The sequence below is a fragment of the Paenibacillus sp. RC84 genome (genome assembly GCF_041260495.1).
GTDB lineage: Bacteria > Bacillota > Bacilli > Paenibacillales > NBRC-103111 > Paenibacillus_F.
This window is the reverse complement of sequence record NZ_JBGBYL010000007.1, coordinates 69,366-92,564: the sequence shown is the minus strand read 5'-3', so window position 1 is coordinate 92,564 and position 23,199 is coordinate 69,366. Positions and strand designations below refer to the sequence as shown.

The window sequence follows — 23,199 nt, the reverse complement described above, 5'->3', positions numbered from 1 at the left end:
TCCATTCCGATTTTTTCCAGGCCCGGACTTGACTCGGGTCTCTTTGTTTTTCCACCTGGTTGTAGAAAGAATTGTGCGGTTTACTGGTGATTTCTAAGTTACCTTTCTATCAATTCTCGCATTAACTATAGTATTCAGAGGAAAGCGAGGTGATTAATATGGCCCGCATAAGAAGAGATGTAGTCGAAATCAAGTTTAGACGCAGTGTCATAACCGGACGAAGAATTATCATCGCCTTCCGTATAATCGGCAGCGCCCGACCATGCAACCGTTTCTTATTCTTTGGCGGCCGTGTGTTTTTTGCTAAACGATGTCTGTTAAGACACGGCTTCCGGCTTGTGTCGTCCAGACGGAATGTTCTGGTTTTTGAACGAAGAATCTAATTTCCATGAAGCGATAACCCTAAGGGGTTGCCGCTTCATTTTTTTGAGCCCGCAACTTAAAACAGAAGAATCGTACACGTTAGCGCTAAATATAAACAAAGCGGGCTATATAACCACGTATCATTTCTTGCAAATACCGTGTGCTTTACTTTCTTGAAAAATCCGATATGTCTAAAGTCACCGACCGCCCGCAGGAAGAAAACAGAAGCGCAAACGATACACCCCGTTCTTGAAAGGGTATTTGCCGGAAGTTGGTCTATATAACCGCCTTGCATCAGGAGTATGAAACAAACCATTAAAAGAAGAAGAGCCACGAAGAGCGTCCCCGACTTCCCGGGTTTAAAAGCAGGCTTATACTCCCCCGCTTTCGAAGGTATGGCCGCACCGATCCCCCAGCGCCCCCCATACGCCCAATAAATATGTAAGATGTTGATTAGAGCCAAAATACTTACGGCTGACAAAGCCATAACGGATTTCATTAAGTCCGCCTCCCGATTCGGCCTTTCTTCATCTAACAAACGGCAGTTAACAGCTAAACATACGTCTCCGTATGGTTGTACATTTTTTATGTCCCTGCAGCACGTACAGCCACATCGGGACATGAGTGTTCATAGCTTTAATAAAATCTCAAACATTTTGACGATATCAAAATTCGTATTGCTCTCAAACCGAGTCATCCATCCTACATAAGTTAAATAGGTAAGTCTGGACCTGTCGGCGGCCTCTGAATGCGTCAACCCTCTCTTCTGATACAAGACGGAAATAAAATGAATTCTTTGTTCCTCGATATCGACTAGTCGGGATGCCACGGTAGGATCATGTTTAGCCCAGGCATAAATGCCGATCTCCATTTTCTTGTCCCGGTTGTTGATACTAAGATTAAGCAGTTGTTCCAACGAGGAGTTATCCTGTTCTACATTCCGGATGATCCGTTTGGTTGCATGATCTTCCCAATAATCCAGCATGGAATCCAGAAGTTCTTTACGGTCTCGAAAATAGTGGTAGAAGCTGCCTTTACTTATCTTCAGCGCCTTGGCAAGTACTTCGACACGCACTTCATGTATGCCGGCTTCGCCCAGCTTATTTAGTCCGGCTTTTACCCAATCTTCTCTCGTTACTTGCATGACTCCTCCTTTAGATACGGAAGCGTATGTTTTTATCAGAATACGATTCGAATTTTATTTTGTCAATGGAGAGCCAGTCGGTCGTCCCGGTTAATAAAAAAGTGCCGGCAATTGTGCCGACACTTTTCAGACTATGACAAACGTTTAATGATCACGGTCGACTAGATAAGTCAATAAATGCTTCAAAAAAGCGGGATTGCGCGGAACCTCTTCAAAGATTCCAGTTCATGGATCAATTGCTTGAGAGTGCCTTCTTTTTCAGATTCACTTTGTTCGTCATATAAAAATTGTTCCGTAAATTCCCAAATATCTTCAAGCAGCCTCCTGATTTTATAAAATCGGAGCGCTTCTTCATCTACGATATAGTTGGGATGTATTTTTTTATATAAAGCGAAGAAATCGTGAAAATAAGTTTCATCTGTCAGGAACATCAAGTCGGCTTCCACCGGTGCCAGCTTCAAACCTTCCCAATCAATCAAAATCAGCTGATGATCGCTCTGCATCATGTTCCAGGGATGAATATCCGTATGACACCAGCGCAGGGGCAGCATGCGACCGGCCAATTTCGAAGATAGCTCCTGCAAAATGGATATATGTTCAAACAAAACGTTTTCGTAAGGTTTTATTGCGGATCTTAATCTTGGAGATAAATGGCGGGCTGCCATCGTTTCGTTGAGTGCGTTTATAAAAGGGACATGAAAATCCTCCGTCAGATGTTCTTCAGGCACCGGGATGGAATTTCCGACCTTGTGCAGCTCGGCCAATATATGGGTCAGTTGTTCGATCTGAGCTTGGTTTAAAGCTTTTTCTCCGATCGTTTCTCCGTGAATATATTCGTAAAGAAGAAAAATACCGTCCGCATTTTCACATACATATTCCCCCGATTGAGTTTTCAGAGGCACCGGGATTTTACCGGCCAGGTCCGTGTTTTCGTTAAGCCAGCCGGTTACGGGGATATATTTGTCCAGCCGTGCGGTTAATTTGGGAGTCGACGACCGTTTTTTCTCATACTCTTTCAAAAAATAGGTCGCGTTACTTCGGGTCTCGATCCGGTAAGCCAAGGAAGCCCATCCTCCTTGCTGCCGGCTGATGCTAAGCGGCTCCAGCTGATAATGTTCCGCAACCAATTTTGTGAGCCTGGCGAGCTTCAAGCTCTCTGTTTCCATTTCTTTTCCCCCTCCAGTGTTGGGAACTTTGAGAATTCTTGCTATAATACTCGTTATAGTCCCCCTATAAAAAAATAAGGTGAAATTACATGCTCTCATTTACCCGATTGATTAAATGCAAGCCCCCTATCCCGTAATACCCGGGACGAATTGAGATTTTTCAATTTATAGGGGGCATGAACTGTGTTAACAAAAAAAATCTCAACACCATCCATCCTGCTGTTTATTATTCTTGTGGGTTTTCCGCAAATTAGCGAAACGATATACACGCCTTCTTTACCGGATATCGCGAATCATTTCCAGGTCAGCCGGAACTTGATCCAACTGACGCTCAGTATCTACTTCCTGGGCTTTGCCCTTGGTGTTTTCTGCTGGGGAAGGCTCTCGGATTCAATCGGACGGCGTCCCGCGCTGCTTTGGGGAATCCTCGTTTATGGTCTCGGAAGCTTGGGGTGTTATTTGTCCGGCACGGCCGAATGGCTATTGGTAAGCCGGTTCGTTCAGGCTTTCGGAGCCAGTACCGGCTCGGTTGTCACGCAAACCATCCTGCGCGAGAGTATCGACGGAGCCAAACGTCACGCCGTGTTTGCCCAAATTTCCGCAGCGCTGGCCTTCACTCCGGCGATCGGCCCGTTAATTGGCGGCTGGGTAGATCAAGCGCTCGGTTTCAGAGCGGTTTTCCTCACACTTGTTATCATGAGCGCGGCCGTTTTTGCGTATACGTTCGCTGCACTCCCTGAAACAAAAGGAGCCGTAACAACTGACATCAAAATCCGGTCTGTGCTCCGGCGCATGATTGGCGATAGAAAGTTATGGGCATTCGGTTTTCTCATTGGTGCAACTAACGGTCTTTTGTTCAGTTACTATGCCGAGTCGCCGTTTATTTTTATGGAGTATTTTCGACTGACACCTGGCGAGTTCGGTATTTTCGGTATTCTTGTGGCGCTTTCTTCCATTCTCGGCGCCTTGTTGTCGAAAAAACTGTTAACGAGATTCACCGCTGAAACGATCATCGTCGCCGGCACGGTACTATCCGCTGTCGGAGCGGCCTGCATGACCGCCATCATATTGTACAAGGCGAGTCCTACCGCAATTTTTCTAATTCTTCTGGCCGTCTGTATCTTCATCTTCCTGCTGGGAATCGGGATGGCTATACCCAACTGTCTAAGCTTGGCGCTGGTCCGATACAGCGATGTACTCGGGACGGCGGGCGCCATCTTCGGCTTGGGCTACTATATCCTTGTCAGTCTGATCACGAGCGGCATGAGTTACCTGCACAATGATTCTTTGCTCACCATGCCGCTTTATTTCCTCGTTTTGTCGCTGATAATGGTATTCGTAAGTAAAAAGCTGCAGCTGCCCGTAAAATAAAAGCGGCCTATTCAGGTAAACGTTCTTCCCTGCAAAAGCCGATTTTCTGTATTCAGAAAATCGGCTTTTTTTATGTTTTACAGAGCCTTATGTTTGTGCTCCCGCAAGATTAATGGTCCCGGCCGACTATATAAGTCAACAAATGCTTCAGGAAAGCGGTATTGCGGGGAATTTCCTTCAGCGTTTCCGTTGCCAGGCAGTAGTGCTCCCACATCTCTTTGCCGGCGCCGTCCTCTCCCAGGATCGTCACAAAAGTCGAGTTGTTGTTTTCAATATCTTGGCCGGCAGGTTTGCCGAGCACATCCAAATTTCCTTCCGCGTCAAGCAAATCGTCTTTGATCTGAAAGGCTATGCCCGCATGGTAGGCGAACTTTTTCAAAGCTTCCATCTCAGGAGCCGGAACTTCCGCAAGAATGGCCGGCATGACGAGAGCCGCCTCGAATGCGATGCCGGTCTTGTAAAAGCAGATCCGGTTCAACTGCTCCAGGGTCAAAGCTTTTCCCCTGGCCTGCAGGTCCATCGCCTGTCCCATACACATTTCTTCGGTCTTTTCGGCCGAATAGCGGATAAGGGCAAGTACGGATTTGGCTGGAAAACGGTCCAGCGATGTCTGCTCTTGGGTGGCCTTCTGGATCAGGTACAGACCGGTCAGTTCAGCGGTGGCAATGTTATGCACCTGATGCAGGGTCGGCCGTCCTCTCCTCGTGGACGCATTATCCTGGGAAGGCAGATCGTCGAAGATGAGGGAGGCGGTGTGCATATATTCGAGCGATCTGAGAAGCGGGACGATCTCTTTCTCCTTCAGGCCATATTCGTTTACACCCATAACCCAGGTTAAAATTGGCCGGATACGCTTTCCCGATCCTTCCAGACTGTAATTGGCGGCGTCAATAAGCGCTTCTTTCATCCCCGGCATTCCGTGAGGCTTGGAAATGTGCAGGAAGCTGTTGATCTGATCCCGGACAGTCCGGATCGTATCGGAGAAAGCCTCTTTCTCCCTCCGGTTGTTTTGGAGAACGGTAACCACCTGATCCCGCAGCAGTTTATCGAAGAAATCAACATCGTCCGCTTTGCTTACCATGGTTTGGACGAGATGGTTGAATTCGGGGTCTCCGGAAGCAAATATCTCCATAATCTCGTTATACTTGCCGGCACCGAGACGTTCTCTGCATCGTTTGAGTCCGTTGATCGCACGATCCAGGATGACCTCACGGGTCTTCGCATCGGACCGGTACACGTTATGAATCAGATGGGAGATGACCGTCCAGTACAATTCATAGGGGTTGATCAGATCCGGACGGCGATCCCGGTATTTTAAATAGTACGTATAGGGGGTTACCGCACCGTCTTTCCTGTCATCGAACATATCCGCGAAATCATCGGCCAACTGATTGTAAATGCCGTAATAAAAAGTCCGGTTATCAAAGCCTTCGTCCGCATCCGCGCTAAGTACGGAACGCACAATCAGCCGGGAAGAAGAGGATTTTAAAATGATGGGGACATACAGCTCTTCATTCGTGTAAGACTCACAGGACAGATCCTTTATACGGTCCAGCTCTTGGGAGTGGAAGAACACATACGATTGTTCGTAAAAGGTTCTCCTTGTTTCCGGCCGCTGGTACGCCTGGATCGACTGAAAAGCTTCCCGCAGCTCCGCATGTACGAATTCCAGCAAAGTCCGGTTGTTCTCGGACCACTCGCCTAATTCAGGCACGGAACCCGTCAGAAGCGCGTTGCGTATCATGCCGGTAAATTGTTCTTTCTCTAAGTCAGTTAAGATCCCCGAATCGAGAAGATCGTCTATGAAAGGATAGGTCAGTCCGTATGAATATCCGAGCCGGATGGCTTCATCAAGTCTGCGGGACCGTTCATCCGGCGGCGTTTCATCCTCCATATCGTCGTCTACGTGCAGAATGACACCGAGAATGATTTTGAGCAGTTTGCGCTGGGCTTGCTCGGCATTCATTTCTTTGGGGATGCGGGAAGAAACGTTTTTGAGCTTGGTTATTAACCATATTGTGGCGGTTTCGATACCTTCCTTCTGGGCCCAGCGGTACAAGCCCGCCCAGCTTATATAATCCGGCTGATCTCCCCCGTCCGCTTTGCCGGAATCCATCAACTGGTTTTTGATATCGCCGATCAGGCCCAGGACCTTCTTCTGTGTGGCGGGGGCATCCAGGGCTTGGCCCAGATCCCGCAAATAAATGTAAGAAATGCTCCGGTCCAGATAATCGTCCAATTTTCCCGTGTAACGGAGCCATTGGATATATCGGGAATAATCCCGTGAATCGGGCCTTCTTTTTCTTCGGGATAAGAAGGAAAATAGCGAATAAGGCGGGATATGATCTTTTTTCCAAACGCGGATATCTTCAGTCAGGACCGGCACATAGCTCTTCTCCTTGACCTGTTCGTAAAGCGATGTGAAATACTGCACGGCTCTCTGTTCAGCCAGCCGGTACCAGGTTTCGGGCTGGCCTGTAAATGTCTGATTCATAGGATGCACGACCTCGACTTCTATTTGGTTAAACCGTCTTAGAAGAACAATTCCCTCGCCGGACGGCAACCGATTTTGTTCTATTTATACGGGAAAGAATCGTTTGGGTTACGAAATGTTTATCCTGGATTTTAAACATCTCCGCGTGAACCGTGCCGGCATATCAGCCGCGCTCAATTCGACTGCATGTTATTCAGCTTCGCGTACGTCCCTCCCTGTCTCATAAGCGTCTCATGAGTTCCCTCCTCGGCGATTCCCTGTTCCGTAAGCACAACAATCCGGTCGGCATTCCGGATCGTGGACAACCGGTGGGCGATGATTAAGGCCGTGCGGTTTCGGGCCAGCGTTTCCAAACGGTGTTGAATGATCTTCTCGCTTTCGTTGTCGAGAGCGGAAGTGGCTTCATCGAAGATCAGGATGGCCGGGTTTCTCAAAATAACGCGGGCGATGCTGATGCGTTGTTTCTGTCCGCCCGAAAGCTTGCTTCCCCGCTGGCCGACAATGGCTTCATAAGCGCCCGGTAAACCCGTAATGAATTCATGAGCATGCGCCAATTTGGCGGCAGCTATAATTTCCTCCTCGGTTGCGTCCGGTTTTCCGTACCTAATATTGTCGCGTACGGTGCCCGCGAATAAATAAACGTCCTGCTGCACAATTCCGATTTGGCTGCGCAGCGATTTTAGCTCCACATCTTTAATGTTCAGATCATCCACGTATACATGTCCTTCACAGGGATCGTAGAAGCGGGGAATCAATTGACAAAGGGTCGTTTTCCCCACACCGGACGAACCGACTAGCGCAACGGTTTCACCGGGAAGCACGGTTAAGTTTAAATGACTGAACACGGGGGAATTGTCGCCCGAATACCGGAAACCAACGTTTTCGAATCGGATTTTTCCGCGGACCCGGTCTAACGTTACTGCGTCTTCCGAGTCGGTGATATCGGGTTTTATCGAGAGGATTTCTACAAACCGCTCGAAACCCGCCGCCCCGTTTTGCAGATTTTGCGTAAAGTTAACCAGTCTTTTTACCGGATCGGTGATGGTGTTTATATACAGCAGAAAAGTAATCAATTCCGTCAAGAGAAGCATGTTATTGCTGATGAGAAGCGCACCCGCGACAACGACCGCTATATTCATCAAGGACATGAATGAAGTCAACCCGTTAAAAAATAAAGCCTCGGCTTTATAGCCTTTTTTTCGGCTCCCGAGGAACAACTCGTTGCTGGCTTTGAATTTGGCGGTTTCAATCTCTTCGTTGGCGAAAGACTGGACGACGCGAACGCCGGCAAGGCTGTCTTCCAGCTGAGCGTTAAGATCTCCGATTCGTTCGTTGTTCCTTTTCAGCGCTTCTTTTACCTTCATACTGTAGCGATAGGCAAACAGGACCATAAACGGCAGAATCGCTAACAGAGTCATGGCCAGCACGGGGTTCAGCAGCCACAAAATAAGCGCCGATCCCGCGATTCTTACGAACGAAATGACCAGATCCTCCGGACCATGGTGCGCAAGTTCGGAGATGTTAAACAAATCATGGGTGGCGCGGGACATAATCTGACCGGTAGCTGTCTTGTCATGAAAGCTGAACGGAAGACTTTGAACATGCCGAAACAAGTCGTTTCGCATATCCGCCTCCATCGCCGCGCCCATCGCATGTCCGTAATAGTCCGTATAAAAGCCGCTTCCATACTCTACCGCCATCAGAAATAAAAAAACGGCAATCATTTTGACAAGAAGCGCAGCCGCGATCCCCTCCTCGCTGATAGCGCTCGAGGTCATGAAATGGACCAGCATCGGAAAGGCAAGCGCGCACATGGAAGCAAGCGCCGCAAATATCAAATCGGCAAACAGCACCTTTTTATAAGGCTTGTAATAAGTCACGAACCTTTTTATCATTTTCACCCGGATACCTCCGTATGGTTTGGATTGCACAGCCGGTTTTTCCGGCACAATCGGCGTTCTTTCTAATTTTGGCTGCCGGGTAAAAAGTCATGGTTATCACTCCCGTTGTTTTTTATTAGGATATCACTACTGAAGTCCGACCAACAAAGGGTTAATCGGTTTGCAGTTGTTTTTTACAGGTTCTTTTTAGATCGTTTTATTTACAAAAAAAAGATGCCCTCACATTCAGTTAGGACATCTTTGCACTGGAATTTATAGTATGCTAAACCGTAAGAGAGGAGACGGATTTATGGACAAACAACTGATCATCGGCGACGCAGCACATGAACTGACCCATACGCGCCGCATTCTGGAACGCTTGCCCGAGGAGCATATGTCGTGGAAGCCCCACGAGAAATCGATGACGCTCGGCGGGCTGGCCACGCACCTGATCAACTTGCTGAACTGGCAAATCGCGATTTTTCAGTACCCGGAGTTTGATCTTTCGACCGTGGGGCTGCGGCGGGAGCCTTTGGACAAACGCGCTGACATTCTGGAAGAGTTCGACGCGAACGTTGACAAGTTTCAAAAGCTGCTCGCCGAATGCGACGAGAGAACGCTCGGCGAGGAATGGACGCTGCGCAACGGCAGCCATGTCATCCTCCGCGAGCCGCGGGCGATCGCGCTCCGCACCTTCGGAGTAAGCCATATGGTCCACCACCGGGCGCAACTCGGGGTATACTTGCGGCTTCTCGATATTCCGGTGCCTGGCTTCTACGGTCCGTCGGCCGATGATGAAGCCCGATAAACTAAGTTTCTCGATCCCATAACGGCCGCTTGCTGTATAGAATCGTTCCGGAAAACGTCAAGTAGCCCCCGCCCCTAATAAAGCGGGAGTTATTTGACGCTTCCTTTCATGCAGTGCGATGTTTTGCCAGCCTCTGCAGCCGCGCCCCCACTCTATTGACACGTAAATTTTTTAGTTCTAAAATAAATTCATCCGATACGCACTACGAAAGGAGGCAGCCGGTTCAGGCCACTGACAGAAGGCTTGAAGCGGCGTTCATATGCGAATTGCCGAAGGTATTGAGATGTTAGAGCTGCAATTAGGACCGATGACGATTCATCCAGTAATCTTGTTTGATAAGGACTCCTGGACGCTGATCGATACAGGCATGCCGGGGTCCGCTCCGGCGATTCTGGAGCTGGCGAGACAAGCGGGCACCGGAGATCTGCCGCTTCGCTCCATTGTTCTGACGCACCAGGACATCGACCACATCGGGGGACTGCCCGGCATCTTGGCTGCTACCGGCGGCTCGGCGACCGTCCTCGCTCATCCCGGCGACGAAGGCGCCATTAACGGCACGCAGCCGATGCTGAAAATGACGCCGGAACGGCTGTCCGGTTTCCTCGAGCAGGTGCCCGCGGACGTCCGGGAGCAGTTCGAGCGGACGTTCCTGAATCCGCAGCGCCCAAACGTGGACCGGACATTTGCCGACGGAGAGACGCTGCCTGACGGCGGAGGATTAACCGTTATCCATACTCCGGGGCACACGCCAGGCCATGTCAGCCTGTACCATGCGCACAGCAAGACGCTGATTGCCGGGGACGCCATGATCGCCAAGAACGGCGAATTGTTAGGGCCCAACCCGACGGTTACGCCCAATATGGAGCAGGCGCTAGAGTCACTGAAGAAGTTCGCCTCCTTCGATATTGATCGGGTGATCTGTTACCACGGCGGTCTCGCTCAGGGCGGTGTCAACGAAAGCATCGCACGAGTGGCGCGGCAGTCGTAGCGTCTCCATATTACCTGTATCAGCAATTTTAAAAACGCACCCGCCAGGGTGAACTGAACCCCGAATAGGGACACTTTATAAAGTGTCCACTATTCGGGGTTCAGTTCAAACATGGATCAAAACAAGTTCTTTATTGTACACCACTGTTTCACAATCAATATCGTATCTCAATAGTTCAAAACACTGGACGCTCTAACGGTTTTGAGTCATTTTAATACACTATTTTCTTCGAACATTTGCAATTGGAATCTGTTCAACAATTTCCAATATTGTTCAACCATGACCGATGGTGGATATGGCATCGAACGGGTAATCCACCATTCCAATAAACCCACTCCCGCTGAAATTAAAAATTGTACCGTAATGTCCCTGTTCAGCTCCCGATCGAGACTGATCGAAACCGTGCTCAGACTTTGCTGGAACATTGTCTCCAATTGGTTTCGGAAAACCGCGCTTCCCTTGCTAGTCAGCATTATGGAATAGAATGAAGCATGCTGTTCCAAATATTCAAACGTGCGCAGCAGCGCGGTTTTGGAAGTGAGAAGAACCAAGCCCTCTTCAGGCATACAACTGAGCCGCAACTGGTTTAATTGTGCTTCCACGCATTGATCGCGCAGATCGTACTTGTCAGCGAAATGCAGATACACCGTTCCCCGATTGACATTCGCTTCCTCCGCAATTTGGTTGATCGTCATGCTCTCGAAGTCCTTTTCCGACATCAACCTCATAAAAGCATCCATAATCGCTCGCCTCGATTTTTGAATACGCCTGTCCATATCATTCTCCCCCTTTATCCCATAAAAATGAACATATCGAAGCCCTCTGTTGAAAAACCAACAACGGAGCTTGTTTTAACCATTGAACACTATCTACCGCCTTGATACGCTCACTATATAGAACACATGTTGGAAATTCAACGTTTGTTCAACTTATGAGGAGGCGGAATCATGAAAGCAATTGCTTTGACAAGCTTTGGAATCCCCGAAGTGCTAGAGGAACTGGAAGTGCCGGTTCCCACAATCACCAACACACAGGTTCTCATCGAAATGCGTGTCTCGTCCATCAATCCCGCAGATATTCTATTGCGTAGCGGCGCGATTCTTAGGAGTCCGATGGCCGATAAATTTCCGGCTCAATTGCCGCTTGTTCTTGGTAATGAAGTAGCCGGCATCGTAAAAGAGGTTGGAGAAAAAGTGCGTCATTTCAAGCCGGGGGATCGTGTCATGGGCATGGTTCCGATGGGTTCCTACATGGACTATGTTGCGGTGGAGGAAAATCATCTTGCCATTATCCCGGAGAGTCTTTCCTTCGAAGAGGTAGGTGCCGCGCCTGCGGTTGCCCTGACAGCTTGGCAAGCGCTGTTTGAGCATGGCCGTCTTCAACCGGGACAACGCATCCTCGTTCAGGCCGGCGCCGGAGGTGTAGGGCATGCGGCGGTTCAGTTGGCCAAGCAACATGGAGCGTATGTTATCGCGACCGCGAGGGACTATAATCATGATTTCGTCAAAGGACTCGGTGCGGACGAGGTGTTCGACTACACGAAAGTCGACTTTGCCACCCAAATAACAGAACCTGTTGATCTCGTATTGGATTCCGCTATGGACCAATCCACTTTTGGATCCACTTTTGGTACCGGGTTACCGGGAGAAATCGGAAAGAAGAACTACTCGGTCATCAAGGATGGTGGAACCTATATTTCATTAGTGGCATTCGCGATTAATCAATATCCGAAGGTCCGCGACATTGACGCCTATTACTTCCAGGCAAGACCTAACCGTCCCGATTTTGAATCTATTGTTCGCCATATGAAAGAGAATAAATTGAGTATCTATATCGATGAGACCTATCCCTTTACTGCTCAAGGCCTACTTAAGGCGTATCGCAAAAGCGAAGAGATGCCGAAACGGGGAAAAATCGTCATATCGAAAAACATGGTATAAGCCTTGAGGATCCATATTCTTTAGATGAACAGTTGACGACGATTAAGCGTGCTTTACTAATATAAATGTAACGAGGAAGGTCATTGATTTACCCCGCCAAACAACTTCGCTATACGGTCACAAACTAGCGAGATCATTTTCTCCCGTATGCTTTCCGGCCCGTTTTCCGCCTGACACAGCTTGAGAACCAACAAAAAAGCAGGGATTGATTTAGCGTGTGCTAAATCAGTCCCTGCTTTTTTTTGCGGTTCTCATAACTAAAGCGTGCTTGAAGCTTGGACAACCAGAGGAACCAGAAGCCCGGAATCAAACGTCTCCCCTTTACGCAGCTTCAAAGTTTTTCTTTCTGGAGGACCGTCAAACATTCCTTCGGGCAGCTGCAGATCGGTGGCGTTAAAGATCGTAAAGCTCACCGCATCTTTGGAAGTCGAAATGACGGCGGCATATTTTCCGTTTTTCAGAAAATGCGGCTTCTTGTACTGAATCCGTTCCGCCACATCGGGGATAGCCTGGCGAACGACCTCACGCAGCCCGGCGGACAGTTCTTTCTGCCATTGTTCCTTCAACGCTTCAATAAAATCGGTTACTTCCTGGTTTGTGGGATTCATATTTTTGTCTCCTTTAGGTATGTTTCAGCATATCGAGCTGATTTTTCAAATCGGCTTCCAAGGCCCGATTCATCGGTTCTTTTACCCGATTGGATTGCTCAGTGAGCTCTCGGACTTCAATACCGAAAGTCCCGAGTCCTGGCGGAACCGGCATCTGTCGCGCCCAGTTCACGGCCTCCTGTTCGGAATTCACCTCAATGAGTGTGTAGCCTCCCAAAAGCCCTTGCCCGGTTTGAAAAGGCCCAGCCTCGAATTCAGGCTCCTCTCCATTCGGCGAATAGCCTATCCGGATTACGCTGGAGCTCGGCCGCAGCTCTTCCGCTGCAAGCAGCACACCGGCCTCTGCCAGTGACTTGCGGTACGCAGCCACCGCTTCGGCGTATACCCGGCCGGGTTTTACGCCTGCCTCCGAATAACTTGTCGCTTTTACAATCAGCATAAATCGCATCCCCTGTCTCCTCCTCGCGGGAAGAATACTTGCGGCAGTTTCCTCCGCAGCTCTTCCCCTTATTAGGACAACGAACGAGAAGCCTTGCGATCGACAAGCCGGCACACAATTATTCCGCGGCATCCGTCCTGCACTCAGCGGCCCGGCTCAGCAAGAGATCCCGTTCCCGGGCATTGCGCGTCATGGAAGCCGCCCGCTCGAATTCCGCACGGGCTTCTTCCAGCCGTCCGAGCTTCACCAGAAGGTCGCCGCGGACGCTCGGCAGCAGATGGTATCCCTTCAGAGCAGGCTCGCCGCTCAGCTCTTCGACAATCTGCAGTCCGAAGGCCGGACCGAACGCCATAGCGATGGCGACGGCCCGGTTCAGCTCGACAATCGGCGACGGCGCAGCTCTTGACAGCGCTTCGTAAAGCGCCGCGATCCGGATCCAATCGGTCTCGGCAGCGTTTAGTGCCTCCGCATGGCAGGCGGAGATGGCAGCCTGCAGCGCATAAGGACCGAGCGGGCGTCCGAGTTTCCGGCTGCGTTCAAGTGCCGCCAAACCCCGCCGTATCAGCAGGCGGTCCCAATGCGCGCGGTTCTGGTCCATCAAGAGGACGGGCTCGCCCGCTGCGCCAATCCGTGTTCGAAACCGCGAAGATTGAATTTCCATCAGGGCGACCAGTCCATGGACCTCCCCTTCCCCAGGAGCGATCTCGGCCAGCACGCGGCCGAGTCTCAACGCCTCCTGGCACAGCAGCGGCCGGATCCAGTCCTCCCCCGACGTTGCGGAATAGCCTTCGTTAAACATCAGGTAAATCACCTCGAGTACGGCCGACAAACGTTCCTTGAGCGCTTCTCCGGCCGGCACTTCAAAAGGTATTTTCTCCGTGCTTAACGTTTTTTTGGCTCGTACGATCCGCTGGGCAACCGTTGACTCCGCAGCCAGGAAAGAACGGGCGATTTCATCCGTGGTAAGCCCGCATAACAGGCGGAGCGTCAGCGCGACTCGGGCTTCCTGCGACAGCACCGGATGGCAGGTCATAAAGATCAGACGAAGGAGATCGTCGCCGATCTCCCCGTCCAGTGTGGGATTGAGGTCTTCCTCCGTATACAAATCCATGCTTTGGGCCATTTCGGCGTATTTCCGGTCACGCACCTTCGTTCTTCGCAGGAGGTCAATCGCACGCCGCTTCGCCGTCGTCATCAGCCAGGCCCCGGGATTGTCCGGAATACCGGAAAGGGGCCATTTCTTCAGCGCGATTACGAGAGCATCCTGGGCGAGATCCTCTGCGAGTCCTACGTCCCTCACCATACGCGTCAGTCCCGCGATAAGTTTGGCCGATTCGATACGCCATATCGCATCGATCGTCCGGTGTGCGGAAGACTGCGTCACGCTTTCTTCTGCTCCTCAACCTGTCTGCGGAGCGATTTTTCCTTCTCGGCCGTCTCGGGATTACTCATCAGATCTTCCACCTCAAACACCTGTCTCAGCTCGATCTCGCCTTGTCCATATCCGTGCGGATCCGGCATACGCATAGCCCACTCGATAGCTTCTTCTCTCGTTTTGACTTCAATAAGCGTATAGCCCGCAATCATTTCTTTCGCCTCGGTGAACGGTCCGTCTACCACCTTCGGTTTGCCTCCGGGTTCCGGATAGGAAATCCGGATTCCGCTCGAGCTTGGCTGCAGGCCGTCGGCGGCCAGCAGAACGCCCGCTTTTACCAACTCTTCGTTATACTTCTGCATCGCCTCGATAAGCTCTTGGCTGGGCATGGCCCCTGCCTCGGAATCCGTCGTCGCTTTCACAATCATCATAAATCTCATCGGTATATTTCCTCCTCTTTTTCGTGAACCTTCACTTATACGACGAATGGGTATACGAAAGATCGACAACCGGATCCTTTTTCGTTTTCCATTTTCCCGTTTCGATTTCTCACGTTAACTTTGGTTACTAGGTTTCGGCGAAAGCAAGTCTAGTTCCTGCCATTCGGAAATATAGGTTACATTCCGGACACTCCCCTATCCTCGCTTACCTGCCAACTGCAAATCGAACATCACTGTTTCCCTGTAAAAAACGCCGAAAGTTCCGTTGAAATTAACTTTGCGGGGAGCTTTTTCGTGTGACCGAGTCCTTTCTTGCTGAGCAGCCGCGCATTGGGAAGAGCATGAGCGAGCGCTTGTGCGCCATGACGCAGACCCGCCGGACTTTCCGTCCCTTCAAGCACAAGAACAGGCAGCGTGACGGAGCGCCATAGTTCGGCTGGCAATGGCGTTCCTTCCATATAGCCATCGAGCAGGACGGCATCGTAAGGGAGCGTATGGGCAACGGCCATCAGGTTTGGCCAGACACCCGGCATCAGCTTCATCATGCCGACCACGAACGAAGGCGCGCCCATGCCCTGGGTCATAAAATATTTGATGGCCTCGGCACGACGTCCGGCGGCAATTAGCTCGCTTACATGCGCCGTAAAATTGTGAGGCGGCTTCCGATCGGCCGGGTCGACCACAAACGGGGGTTCATGCAAAGCTAATTTGGCGATGCCCGCCCCGCTCGCCGCCGCCTGTAAGGCAAGGACCGCTCCGGAAGACAAGCCCCAGACGAAAGCGAAGCCGCCGGCTTCGTCAATAACAGCCTGCAGATCCTCGATTTCGCGTTCAATGGCATAGGGCTGTTTGTCTCCGCTGTCGCCTCTTCCCCGACGGTCGTAGTTATACACCGTGAATTGCCCGGACAACAGCTCGGCCAGCTGCACCTGCCCCGGAAATTTGCGGTAGCTGAACGCTCCGGTCACGAGAATAAGCGCCGGGCCTTGCCCTGTCTTGTCGTAAACGATTTTTGTACCGTCTTTTGAAATTACCGAGTCCATCATAAATGTCTCCTTTTCTGCTGAACGGATTATTTAGCTATCTTAAAACGGAACGCTGTTTTTGGAAAGTACCGGACCATGCAGGCGGGCGTCTTTCCAACGTGCCTGTATTCAACCGCTTCTTTCTCCAGCGCTTTCTTTCCGGCTTTCTCTGGTTCGGATCGTCCCGAATGAATGCTTCATCGGCCGCCTTCTATTAAGACGACGAAGAACAAACGACAAAATCGACAGCCCTCCCAAAAAAAGAAATTATTTTTACTTCATACCGTTCGCATCTCCGCAACAAAAAAAGAAAGCCTCTCCGGCTTTCTTTCAAGTTTGTTTTACCCCCAATCGTTTCTTAGTCAGATGGCATCCGCTTCCCGCTGGTGGTCGTAGTAGCTGGCAGGGAGCATTTTAAACAGGCGTATATAAAGGAGAGAACTGAAGATGGTAACCAAAAAAATAAATCCGAACACCACTAGCGGAGGAAACCAGCCCGAGAACAAAACCGTAACGGGCGCAATCAGCCTGCCGATCGAAAACTGAAGACCCGATGCCCCCATATACCGGCCTCTGGCATGGTCCGGCGCATATTTGCTGATGAAGCTTTCCGTAACCGGGCTGCGTGACAGCTCTCCAATCGTGAAAATAACCGTGAAAATCAGTAGCAGCCCTATTTGTGTCGTGAACCCGAACATAAACATTCCCGCTCCGAACAGCAGCGAAGACAGGATAAGGACGTTGCGTTCCGGCCATGTCTCAAACCATTTCGTTACCGGCATCACACACAGGACGAACAGCAGGCCGTTCAGGCCGAGGATCAAACCGAATGCCTGCGAACTGCTGAGGGAAAAGCTCCAATCCCGGATGGTCAGCAGCTTCTGCGCCGGTACGTATTCGGTCACGTACACCGCCAGGTACATATCGAGCTGCATAAAGGCGATCGTAACCAGAACGCCTGCGGCGATGTAGAGAGCAAATAGTTTATCCCGGAAAATGACGCCGTAGCTGCTCACCTGCTCCTTCAAAATTCCGGACAGCCTCATGCTTTGCCGGGCTGCTCCGGCCGCCGCCGGCAGCGTCTCCTTGATCATCAGCAGGATGGCCAGCGAATACAGCAGCGTGACAGCGGTGCAGGTCCAGAGCAGCTCTTGCCGGTACTGGAAAAAGAAGACCGAACCGAGCGCGGGTCCGAACACGGCCCCGATGTTCCTTCCGGTCACAAAAGTGGCATAGACCATCCGCCTGTCTTTGGGCGGTGTCACATCCGCCACCATGGCCGAACTGGCCGGATTATAGATGGCTCCCCCGAGCCCGATGCCGATGTAAGCGAAATAGTCCAGCCAGTGGGAGGAAGATAACGCAAACACGGCAAACATCGAAGCTTGCATAAACGCGCCCAGCAGCATGGCCGGCCTCCTGCCCAGGCGGTCCGACAGAAAACCGCCGAACAAGCCGCCAGCCAGGCTGAATATAGGCGGTACAGCCATCAGCACGCTGGCAACGGATTTGCCGAACGCTTCGCTGAAAAACAAGGTGATGAAAGGGAAATACATCCAAAAAAGCAGATTGAACACGGTATCGCCTGTTAATCTGATTTTTAGATTCAGATCCCATTTGAGCCAATTCATGTGAAATAATCCTCCCGATTCTTACTGGATAGGAGCTAAATTACCATGAACAGGCAATTTTTACAACCCTTATTTCCACAGGATTTTCTAATCCACGTCGGTTTGCTTAAAAAGCAAAAAAGCAGTGTCCGCACGATGCGGTCGACTGCTTTCTTGGATTAAACGGGAACGTTCGCCCTATCACGCATTTGCAATTGATACATCTGGTAGTAGATGCCCCGCTGCCGCATCAATTCGTCGTGATTGCCGCGTTCCGCGATTTGGCCCCGGTCCATCACTAGAATGAGATCCGCATGGTGGATGGTAGACAACCGGTGGGCAATGACAAACGTAGTTCTTCCTTTCTTCAACACTTCCAGTGCCGATTGGATCATCCCTTCGGTCTCCGTATCGATGTTGGACGTTGCCTCATCCAGGATAAGGACAGGCGTGTTGTAGGCGAGCGCCCTTGCAAACGAAATCAACTGCTTCTGCCCGACCGATAAGGTGCTTCCTTTTTCAATCACGGGTTCGTCCAATCCATTGGACAAATGTTGAAGCACGCGCTGGGCTCCGACCGCTCTTAGCGAATCCTCGATCAACTCACGGCTGATGGCCGGATTATCCAAACTGATATTGCTGGCAATGGTGCCTGTGAACAAGAAAGGTTCCTGTAGAACGATGCCGATCTGTTTCCTTACTTGCTGCCTGGAGAGGGTCTGGATATTGTGCCCGTCAATCGTAACGGTTCCCTTTTGCAGCTCGTAAAATCTCAGCAGTACGTTCATGATGGAACTTTTCCCCGATCCCGTATGCCCGACGAATGCGATCGTCTGTCCCTGCTTTGCCTCGAAAGAAATATCTCGGAGAACGTAATGATCGTCCGAATAGGCAAAGCAAACGTTCTCGAATTTTACGTTCCCTTTCATTCTCGGCGTTTCCTCGTCTTCAACATCCGAGCCTTCCTCTTCCATCAGCCTGAAAACCCGTTCGGCCGAAACGAGGGAATGATTCAGCTGAGCCAGTTGATTCACCATTCCCACCAGAGGCTGGAATAAGCGTTCCACATATTCCACAAAGGCATAAATCATGCCAAAGGTAAAAACCGATTGATGGCTCAAACCGGTGCCGCCGAAATACCAGATGATTGCGGCGAGAGCGAGACTTCTGAGAACCGTAACCAGATTATTGGAGGTGAGCGCTTTTAAGGTAAGCAGTTTATTGGAATACGTAAAGTAACGTACATTTTTATCCTCAAATTCCTGCCGCACGGTGCGCTGCCGGGAGAACGCGCGAATGACAGGCATACATTGAATGGTTTCGTTGATCAACCCGTTGATATCGCTCAATGTGGAGCGGATGGTTTGGCTGTACTTGGATGCAAATTTCTGATAAAGGTAAATCCAGCCCGCAAGGGCAGGAATGATAAGCGTGCAAATAAGCGCGAGCCTGACGTCCAGTATAAAGAGGGCCGTCAAGATTCCGGTGATGTAGACGGCTCCGGTAAAAAAATTTCTCAATACGGTAACAAACAATTCTTTCACGGCTTCGGTATCGTTGGTTACGCAAGATACGATCCGGCCGGCCGGTATTCGGTCGAAGTACGGAATGGGAATCCGGTGGATTTGCTTTAGAACATCTACCCGCATTTTTTGAATGACACGGTTGGAAGAGACTTGCAAGGCATACGTTTGACCGTATTCGAGCAAGCTGGCTGCCCCTACGAATCCGAAATAAAGAAGGATCAAGTGGACGATTTTCCCCAATTCCGGTTCATAAAAGAGAAACAAGTCGCGCGTGGAGAGAATATCGGCCGGATAAGTCCCGGTTTCCGCATTTCGCTTGATGATGAGTTGTTCCCCTTGTACAAGGCGTTCACCGTCCACCTTCACGGCTTCGGGAACAAATACGAACTGCCGCTGCACCTGAAGAATGCGGACCTCTTGTCCCTTCTCTTCCTGCTCGTGAAAATAATCGCCTCTTTTATAATACTTCCCTTTATAAGGCACGGCATTTTCCCCGGGTTCCCGTGTTTCGTACCAAGGTTTTTCAATCCCCAGAATATGTTGGTCGATTAACCGTTTGGCGATAAGCGGTCCGGACAATTCCGCCGCTACCATCAGCAAGAGAAGACAAAGCGCCCCGATAAACGATTTCTTGTAGTAAAGAACATACTTGAACAGTTTCTTTCCTACATTCATAGGATTTTCCACGCTCACTTTAACAAGTTCATTTGCAATTTTTGTGACTCGTATTGTTCTTTATACCAACCGTGGCAGGCAATCAATTGTACATGCGTGCCGCATTGGATGATTCGGCCCTGATCCATTACGACGATGAAATCGGAATGTTCTACGGCGGATAACCGGTGCGTCGAAATGAGCGTCGTACGCCCCTTTCGCTCCGCAATAAGGTTCGCGATTATGCTCGCCTCCGTTTTAGCGTCGACAGCGGATAAAGCGTCATCCAGCAGCATCATTTCGGGTTCGGAAATGATCGCCCGCGCAAAAGCGATTCTTTGCTTCTGTCCGCCCGACAAGGACACCCCTCTTTCCCCTACCAGTGTATCGATCCCGTCCGGAAGCGTATGAATATCCTGCATAAAGGAAGCCAGCTCCAGAGCTCGGAACACTTCCTGGTCGGTCGAGTTCTCCTTGCCGAATCGAACATTTTCTTTGACGGTTTTCGAAAATAGCAGCTGCTCCTGCGGGACATAACCGATCCATTGATTCCAGGCTTCAAGCCGAATGCGTTCCAGCGGGATGCCCGAAACGGTGATTTCGCCCCTGTCTGCCGGATACTCCCTGAGCAGCTGCCTTAACAGGGTAGTCTTGCCGCTTCCTGTCCGGCCCACGATACCGATGGTCTGTCCGCGGTTAATATGCAGCGTGATGTCTTTCAGGTTATCGGTTTGGGAAGACGGATAGCGGAAGCTTACGCGGTGGAATTGCAGGGTATGCGGCAGCGCGATGTCCTCCTCAAGATCTTCCCCATCCCGTACGTCGGGCGGATAGGTCATGATCTCATCCAAACGGTCCAAGGAAGCGCTCCCCCGCTGCATAATATTAATCAGTTCACCGATCGCGTACATGGGCCAGATCAGCATGCCCAAATAGACGTTGAACGTGATGAGTTCGCCCAGTGAAATGCGCTGCTGAAAAACCAGATAGGTCCCGTATCCGAGACCGATCAAATAACTGATCCCGATTAACATGCGGATGGTGGGCTCGAATAAAGCTTCGACCCGCGCGATGGCGATATTTTTCCGGAACAGATCTTCCGCCATGGTTTCAAAATTTTTCTGATTCGCCTCTTCCCGCACATAAGCTCTAACAACGCGAATACCGGTAATGGTCTCCAGCACTTGATCGTTAAGCGCGCCGAAAGCATCCTGGGCGATCGTAAAACGGCGGTGAAGGTATTTTCCGAAAAAGGTAATGACCGCCGCGATAAGCGGAAGCGGCAAGATGGTGACCAGCATTAAATTCCAGTCGATAAACAAGCCCATCGTAATCAAGATCGTCACCGAAAACAAACAGGAATCGACCAAGGTTAGAATGCCGGAACCCGACGTTTCTCCGATGGATTTGATATCATTGGTCGCCCGGGCCATGAGATCTCCGGTCCGGTACTTTTCGAAAAAGGGCGGTGTCATCTTCAGCAGATGGCTCATTAAGCGGGAACGCATCTTTAGCTGCAGACGGTTCGCTCCGCCGTGCAATTGAAACATCCAAGCGTAATTCAGGGTATAGATGACGACGGAGAGTCCGAGAATAAATCCGATATACTGCGCCAGACTCGCCGGGGTCAGCGTGTTTTGCTGGATATGGTCAAGAGCGGAGCCCAGCAGCAGCGGCGGCAGCATTTCGACCCCGTTTACGAGGACCAGGATGAGTACCGCCAGCGTATACCGGATTTTATGCTCTTTAAAAAACCAGCCGAGCCTTACTAAAACAGAAACGATAACGATCACTTCCCTGCTTCCGGATTTCCCGTCTTACACAGGTATCGCGCGTAATCAGACCCTCATATTTTCGGCTATTCGTAAAGCGTTGGCCTGGATCGTCAAGGTCGGATTAACGCCGCCCGCAAAAGGCATGAAGGACCCGTCCGCCGCAAACAAATTGTCGATCGTATGGAACCGGCCGAACTTATCGACAACGGAAGTCAGCTCATCCGTGCCTGCCCTGCAAGTTCCGTGCAAATGAGCGCTCCCCAAATAGTAATAGGAAGGGTTGCATTGTACCTGCTTGGCTCCCATGGCCGTCAAAATTTCTCCGGCCCTCTCGATCATAAAGCTCAGCCGGCGCTTGTCCCATTCATGTGTCTGATAATCAAGGACAATTTTGGGAACCCCCGTGGCTTCTTTATCGTTCGATAACCGGACTTTATTGGTCACCATAGGCTGGTCCGCTATGATACATTCCAATTGAACATACATGCCGCTGCCTTCATGACCGTAATAGGTCCACGGGTTCGCTTCGTAGATCAGCCCGCCCAGACCGGAATGACAGTGCGGATCTTGATAATAATCCGTAATCGAAACGGTGGAATACAGCCCTTTGAGCGGTTCGTTCAACTGCTCGTAGGGATGATTGTCCACCCAGCCGGATACGTATTCGCTGTTCTTGAAGCTTAATCCCGAGCCGACCAGACCGGATTTGTTCCCTACTCCCTCCGGCCACCATTTGTTCGTTGAACGCAGTACGAGCGCGGCGCTTTGGATGGCGTTTCCGGCGAGAACGAATTGTTTCGCTCTGATGTGGAACCTTTCTTTCGTACCCAAGTCCAGGCATTCCAAGGAGTCGATTACGGACGGGTCCGTCTGATGGAACGCCAGAGCCTTCGTATTTTTCATCAGCGTCACATGCTCCAGCTTCAACACGGGCTTCAGAATACGCGTAAAACTGTCCGCTTTGGCGCCGATCGGGCACGCGTAATCCGTGCAGCTGGTTAAGTTGTCGCAGCCCGGATATCCGTTATGATCCGTTGTGTTAACCGCCAGCGGAGTCGGAAACGGATGCAGGCCGAGCTCTTTGCCCGCCTGGTCGATCAGGGCTCCCTGCTGGCTGTAGGAATGGGCCGTTCGGAGCGAACCGGTACCGGCCCTGTTTTTGAACGGATCGGCATTCAAATCCCCGGACACCCCAAGCCACTGTTCAATCTTGTTGTAGTAGGGGTCCAAATCCGAATACCGGATGGGCCACTGGGGGTCCAGAGCATCGGGTGCCACGTATTCCCTCGCATCGAAGTCGACGTCTTTGTACCGGAACGAGATACCGGCATAAAAAATCGTTCCGCCGCCTACCGCACTGGCAGACCAGGGGTATCCGTTATCCCCCCAGGTTCCGTCCGACTCTCTCGCGTAGGCTTTCTCCGCATGGCTCATGACCGAATCTATATTCGTTCCCGGTTCAATGAGTTCGCCTTGTTCCACGATAACGACTTCCAGGCCTTTCTCGGCCAAATACTTGCTGACAACGGAGCCGCCGGCTCCGCTGCCGATCACACATACATCGAATTGCTTGGTCAAGGTGATTCCCCCCAC

Annotated in this window: 19 protein-coding genes; 4 read left to right on the top strand and 15 right to left on the bottom strand. The window is 50.8% G+C overall.

What is annotated here, in order from left to right; genetic code table 11:
* Positions 1–439 precede the first annotated feature (439 nt).
* The 3 genes from ABH899_RS16895 to ABH899_RS16885 form a co-directional block, all read right to left on the bottom strand.
* Positions 440–862, bottom strand: a complete 423-nt coding sequence (locus tag ABH899_RS16895) for a DUF3995 domain-containing protein (RefSeq protein ID WP_369998445.1) — start codon at positions 860–862, stop codon at positions 440–442.
* A 129-nt stretch (positions 863–991) separates the two neighbouring features.
* Positions 992–1,507, bottom strand: coding sequence for a TetR/AcrR family transcriptional regulator (locus ABH899_RS16890; RefSeq protein ID WP_369998442.1), 516 nt, complete (start codon positions 1,505–1,507; stop codon positions 992–994).
* A 182-nt stretch (positions 1,508–1,689) separates the two neighbouring features.
* The gene (locus tag ABH899_RS16885) at positions 1,690–2,673 is read right to left on the bottom strand and encodes a phosphotransferase family protein (RefSeq protein ID WP_369998440.1); all 984 of its coding nucleotides are present in this window, start codon (positions 2,671–2,673) and stop codon (positions 1,690–1,692) included.
* A gap of 183 nt (positions 2,674–2,856) precedes the next feature.
* On the opposite strand from ABH899_RS16885, the gene ABH899_RS16880 reads away from it, so the two are divergent.
* Entirely contained in the window at positions 2,857–4,044 is a 1,188-nt protein-coding gene (locus ABH899_RS16880) for a multidrug effflux MFS transporter (RefSeq protein WP_369998437.1), read from the top strand.
* A gap of 109 nt (positions 4,045–4,153) precedes the next feature.
* Here the strand turns inward: ABH899_RS16880 and ABH899_RS16875 are convergent, their stop codons facing one another.
* Positions 4,154–6,538, bottom strand: a complete 2,385-nt coding sequence (locus tag ABH899_RS16875; protein ID WP_369998435.1) for a polyprenyl synthetase family protein — start codon at positions 6,536–6,538, stop codon at positions 4,154–4,156.
* 173 nt (positions 6,539–6,711) lie between these two features.
* On the bottom strand, positions 6,712–8,439 hold the full coding sequence (locus ABH899_RS16870) for an ABC transporter ATP-binding protein (RefSeq protein WP_369998432.1): 1,728 nt from the start codon (positions 8,437–8,439) through the stop codon (positions 6,712–6,714).
* Positions 8,440–8,728: 289 nt separating this feature from the next.
* Here ABH899_RS16870 and ABH899_RS16865 point away from each other — a divergent pair, with 289 nt between their 5' ends.
* Positions 8,729–9,226 (top strand): DinB family protein, encoded by a 498-nt coding sequence (locus ABH899_RS16865; protein WP_369999033.1) that lies wholly within the window; start codon positions 8,729–8,731, stop codon positions 9,224–9,226.
* Positions 9,227–9,509: 283 nt separating this feature from the next.
* Positions 9,510–10,214 (top strand): MBL fold metallo-hydrolase, encoded by a 705-nt coding sequence (locus ABH899_RS16860; RefSeq protein ID WP_369998429.1) that lies wholly within the window; start codon positions 9,510–9,512, stop codon positions 10,212–10,214.
* Positions 10,215–10,420: 206 nt separating this feature from the next.
* Here ABH899_RS16860 and ABH899_RS16855 read toward each other — a convergent pair whose 3' ends face one another.
* Positions 10,421–10,990 (bottom strand): TetR/AcrR family transcriptional regulator, encoded by a 570-nt coding sequence (locus tag ABH899_RS16855; protein WP_369998427.1) that lies wholly within the window; start codon positions 10,988–10,990, stop codon positions 10,421–10,423.
* A 171-nt stretch (positions 10,991–11,161) separates the two neighbouring features.
* On the opposite strand from ABH899_RS16855, the gene ABH899_RS16850 reads away from it, so the two are divergent.
* Positions 11,162–12,154 carry an NADP-dependent oxidoreductase gene (locus tag ABH899_RS16850; protein WP_369998425.1) on the top strand — a complete coding sequence of 331 codons (993 nt, stop codon included), beginning with the start codon at positions 11,162–11,164 and terminating at the stop codon, positions 12,152–12,154.
* A 257-nt stretch (positions 12,155–12,411) separates the two neighbouring features.
* Here ABH899_RS16850 and ABH899_RS16845 read toward each other — a convergent pair whose 3' ends face one another.
* The 9 genes from ABH899_RS16845 to ABH899_RS16805 form a co-directional block, all read right to left on the bottom strand.
* Complete coding sequence (locus ABH899_RS16845) at positions 12,412–12,762, bottom strand: DUF1801 domain-containing protein (RefSeq protein WP_369998422.1); 351 nt, start codon at positions 12,760–12,762, stop codon at positions 12,412–12,414.
* A gap of 13 nt (positions 12,763–12,775) precedes the next feature.
* Positions 12,776–13,210: a YciI family protein gene (locus ABH899_RS16840; protein ID WP_369998420.1), complete on the bottom strand. Its 435-nt coding sequence runs from the start codon at positions 13,208–13,210 to the stop codon at positions 12,776–12,778.
* Positions 13,211–13,319: 109 nt separating this feature from the next.
* Entirely contained in the window at positions 13,320–14,585 is a 1,266-nt protein-coding gene (locus tag ABH899_RS16835; protein WP_369998418.1) for an RNA polymerase sigma factor, read from the bottom strand.
* Entirely contained in the window at positions 14,582–15,016 is a 435-nt protein-coding gene (locus ABH899_RS16830; RefSeq protein WP_009676473.1) for a YciI family protein, read from the bottom strand. The genes ABH899_RS16835 and ABH899_RS16830 overlap by 4 nt, the downstream gene beginning before the upstream one ends.
* A gap of 230 nt (positions 15,017–15,246) precedes the next feature.
* Positions 15,247–16,059 (bottom strand): alpha/beta fold hydrolase, encoded by an 813-nt coding sequence (locus ABH899_RS16825; RefSeq protein WP_369999031.1) that lies wholly within the window; start codon positions 16,057–16,059, stop codon positions 15,247–15,249.
* A 344-nt stretch (positions 16,060–16,403) separates the two neighbouring features.
* Positions 16,404–17,672, bottom strand: coding sequence for an MDR family MFS transporter (locus ABH899_RS16820; protein ID WP_369998414.1), 1,269 nt, complete (start codon positions 17,670–17,672; stop codon positions 16,404–16,406).
* Positions 17,673–17,830: 158 nt separating this feature from the next.
* Entirely contained in the window at positions 17,831–19,852 is a 2,022-nt protein-coding gene (locus tag ABH899_RS16815; protein ID WP_369998411.1) for an ABC transporter ATP-binding protein, read from the bottom strand.
* A gap of 14 nt (positions 19,853–19,866) precedes the next feature.
* Positions 19,867–21,615 carry an ABC transporter ATP-binding protein gene (locus tag ABH899_RS16810; protein WP_369999028.1) on the bottom strand — a complete coding sequence of 583 codons (1,749 nt, stop codon included), beginning with the start codon at positions 21,613–21,615 and terminating at the stop codon, positions 19,867–19,869.
* A 54-nt stretch (positions 21,616–21,669) separates the two neighbouring features.
* Positions 21,670–23,184, bottom strand: a complete 1,515-nt coding sequence (locus tag ABH899_RS16805) for a GMC oxidoreductase (protein ID WP_369998408.1) — start codon at positions 23,182–23,184, stop codon at positions 21,670–21,672.
* Positions 23,185–23,199: the final 15 nt, after the last annotated feature.

What these genes read in the sequence shown, in the direction of transcription:
- ABH899_RS16895 (WP_369998445.1), bottom strand. Translation starts at nt 862, where the DNA reads ATGAAATCCGTTATGGCTTTGTCAGCCGTAAGTATTTTGGCTCTAATC.
- ABH899_RS16890 (WP_369998442.1), bottom strand. Translation starts at nt 1,507, where the DNA reads ATGCAAGTAACGAGAGAAGATTGGGTAAAAGCCGGACTAAATAAGCTG.
- ABH899_RS16885 (WP_369998440.1), bottom strand. Translation starts at nt 2,673, where the DNA reads ATGGAAACAGAGAGCTTGAAGCTCGCCAGGCTCACAAAATTGGTTGCG.
- ABH899_RS16875 (WP_369998435.1), bottom strand. Translation starts at nt 6,538, where the DNA reads ATGAATCAGACATTTACAGGCCAGCCCGAAACCTGGTACCGGCTGGCT.
- ABH899_RS16865 (WP_369999033.1), top strand. Translation starts at nt 8,729, where the DNA reads ATGGACAAACAACTGATCATCGGCGACGCAGCACATGAACTGACCCAT.
- ABH899_RS16860 (WP_369998429.1), top strand. Translation starts at nt 9,510, where the DNA reads ATGTTAGAGCTGCAATTAGGACCGATGACGATTCATCCAGTAATCTTG.
- ABH899_RS16855 (WP_369998427.1), bottom strand. Translation starts at nt 10,990, where the DNA reads ATGGACAGGCGTATTCAAAAATCGAGGCGAGCGATTATGGATGCTTTT.
- ABH899_RS16850 (WP_369998425.1), top strand. Translation starts at nt 11,162, where the DNA reads ATGAAAGCAATTGCTTTGACAAGCTTTGGAATCCCCGAAGTGCTAGAG.
- ABH899_RS16845 (WP_369998422.1), bottom strand. Translation starts at nt 12,762, where the DNA reads ATGAATCCCACAAACCAGGAAGTAACCGATTTTATTGAAGCGTTGAAG.
- ABH899_RS16840 (WP_369998420.1), bottom strand. Translation starts at nt 13,210, where the DNA reads ATGCGATTTATGCTGATTGTAAAAGCGACAAGTTATTCGGAGGCAGGC.
- ABH899_RS16830 (WP_009676473.1), bottom strand. Translation starts at nt 15,016, where the DNA reads ATGAGATTTATGATGATTGTGAAAGCGACGACGGATTCCGAGGCAGGG.
- ABH899_RS16825 (WP_369999031.1), bottom strand. Translation starts at nt 16,059, where the DNA reads ATGGACTCGGTAATTTCAAAAGACGGTACAAAAATCGTTTACGACAAG.
- ABH899_RS16820 (WP_369998414.1), bottom strand. Translation starts at nt 17,672, where the DNA reads ATGAATTGGCTCAAATGGGATCTGAATCTAAAAATCAGATTAACAGGC.
- ABH899_RS16815 (WP_369998411.1), bottom strand. Translation starts at nt 19,852, where the DNA reads ATGAATGTAGGAAAGAAACTGTTCAAGTATGTTCTTTACTACAAGAAA.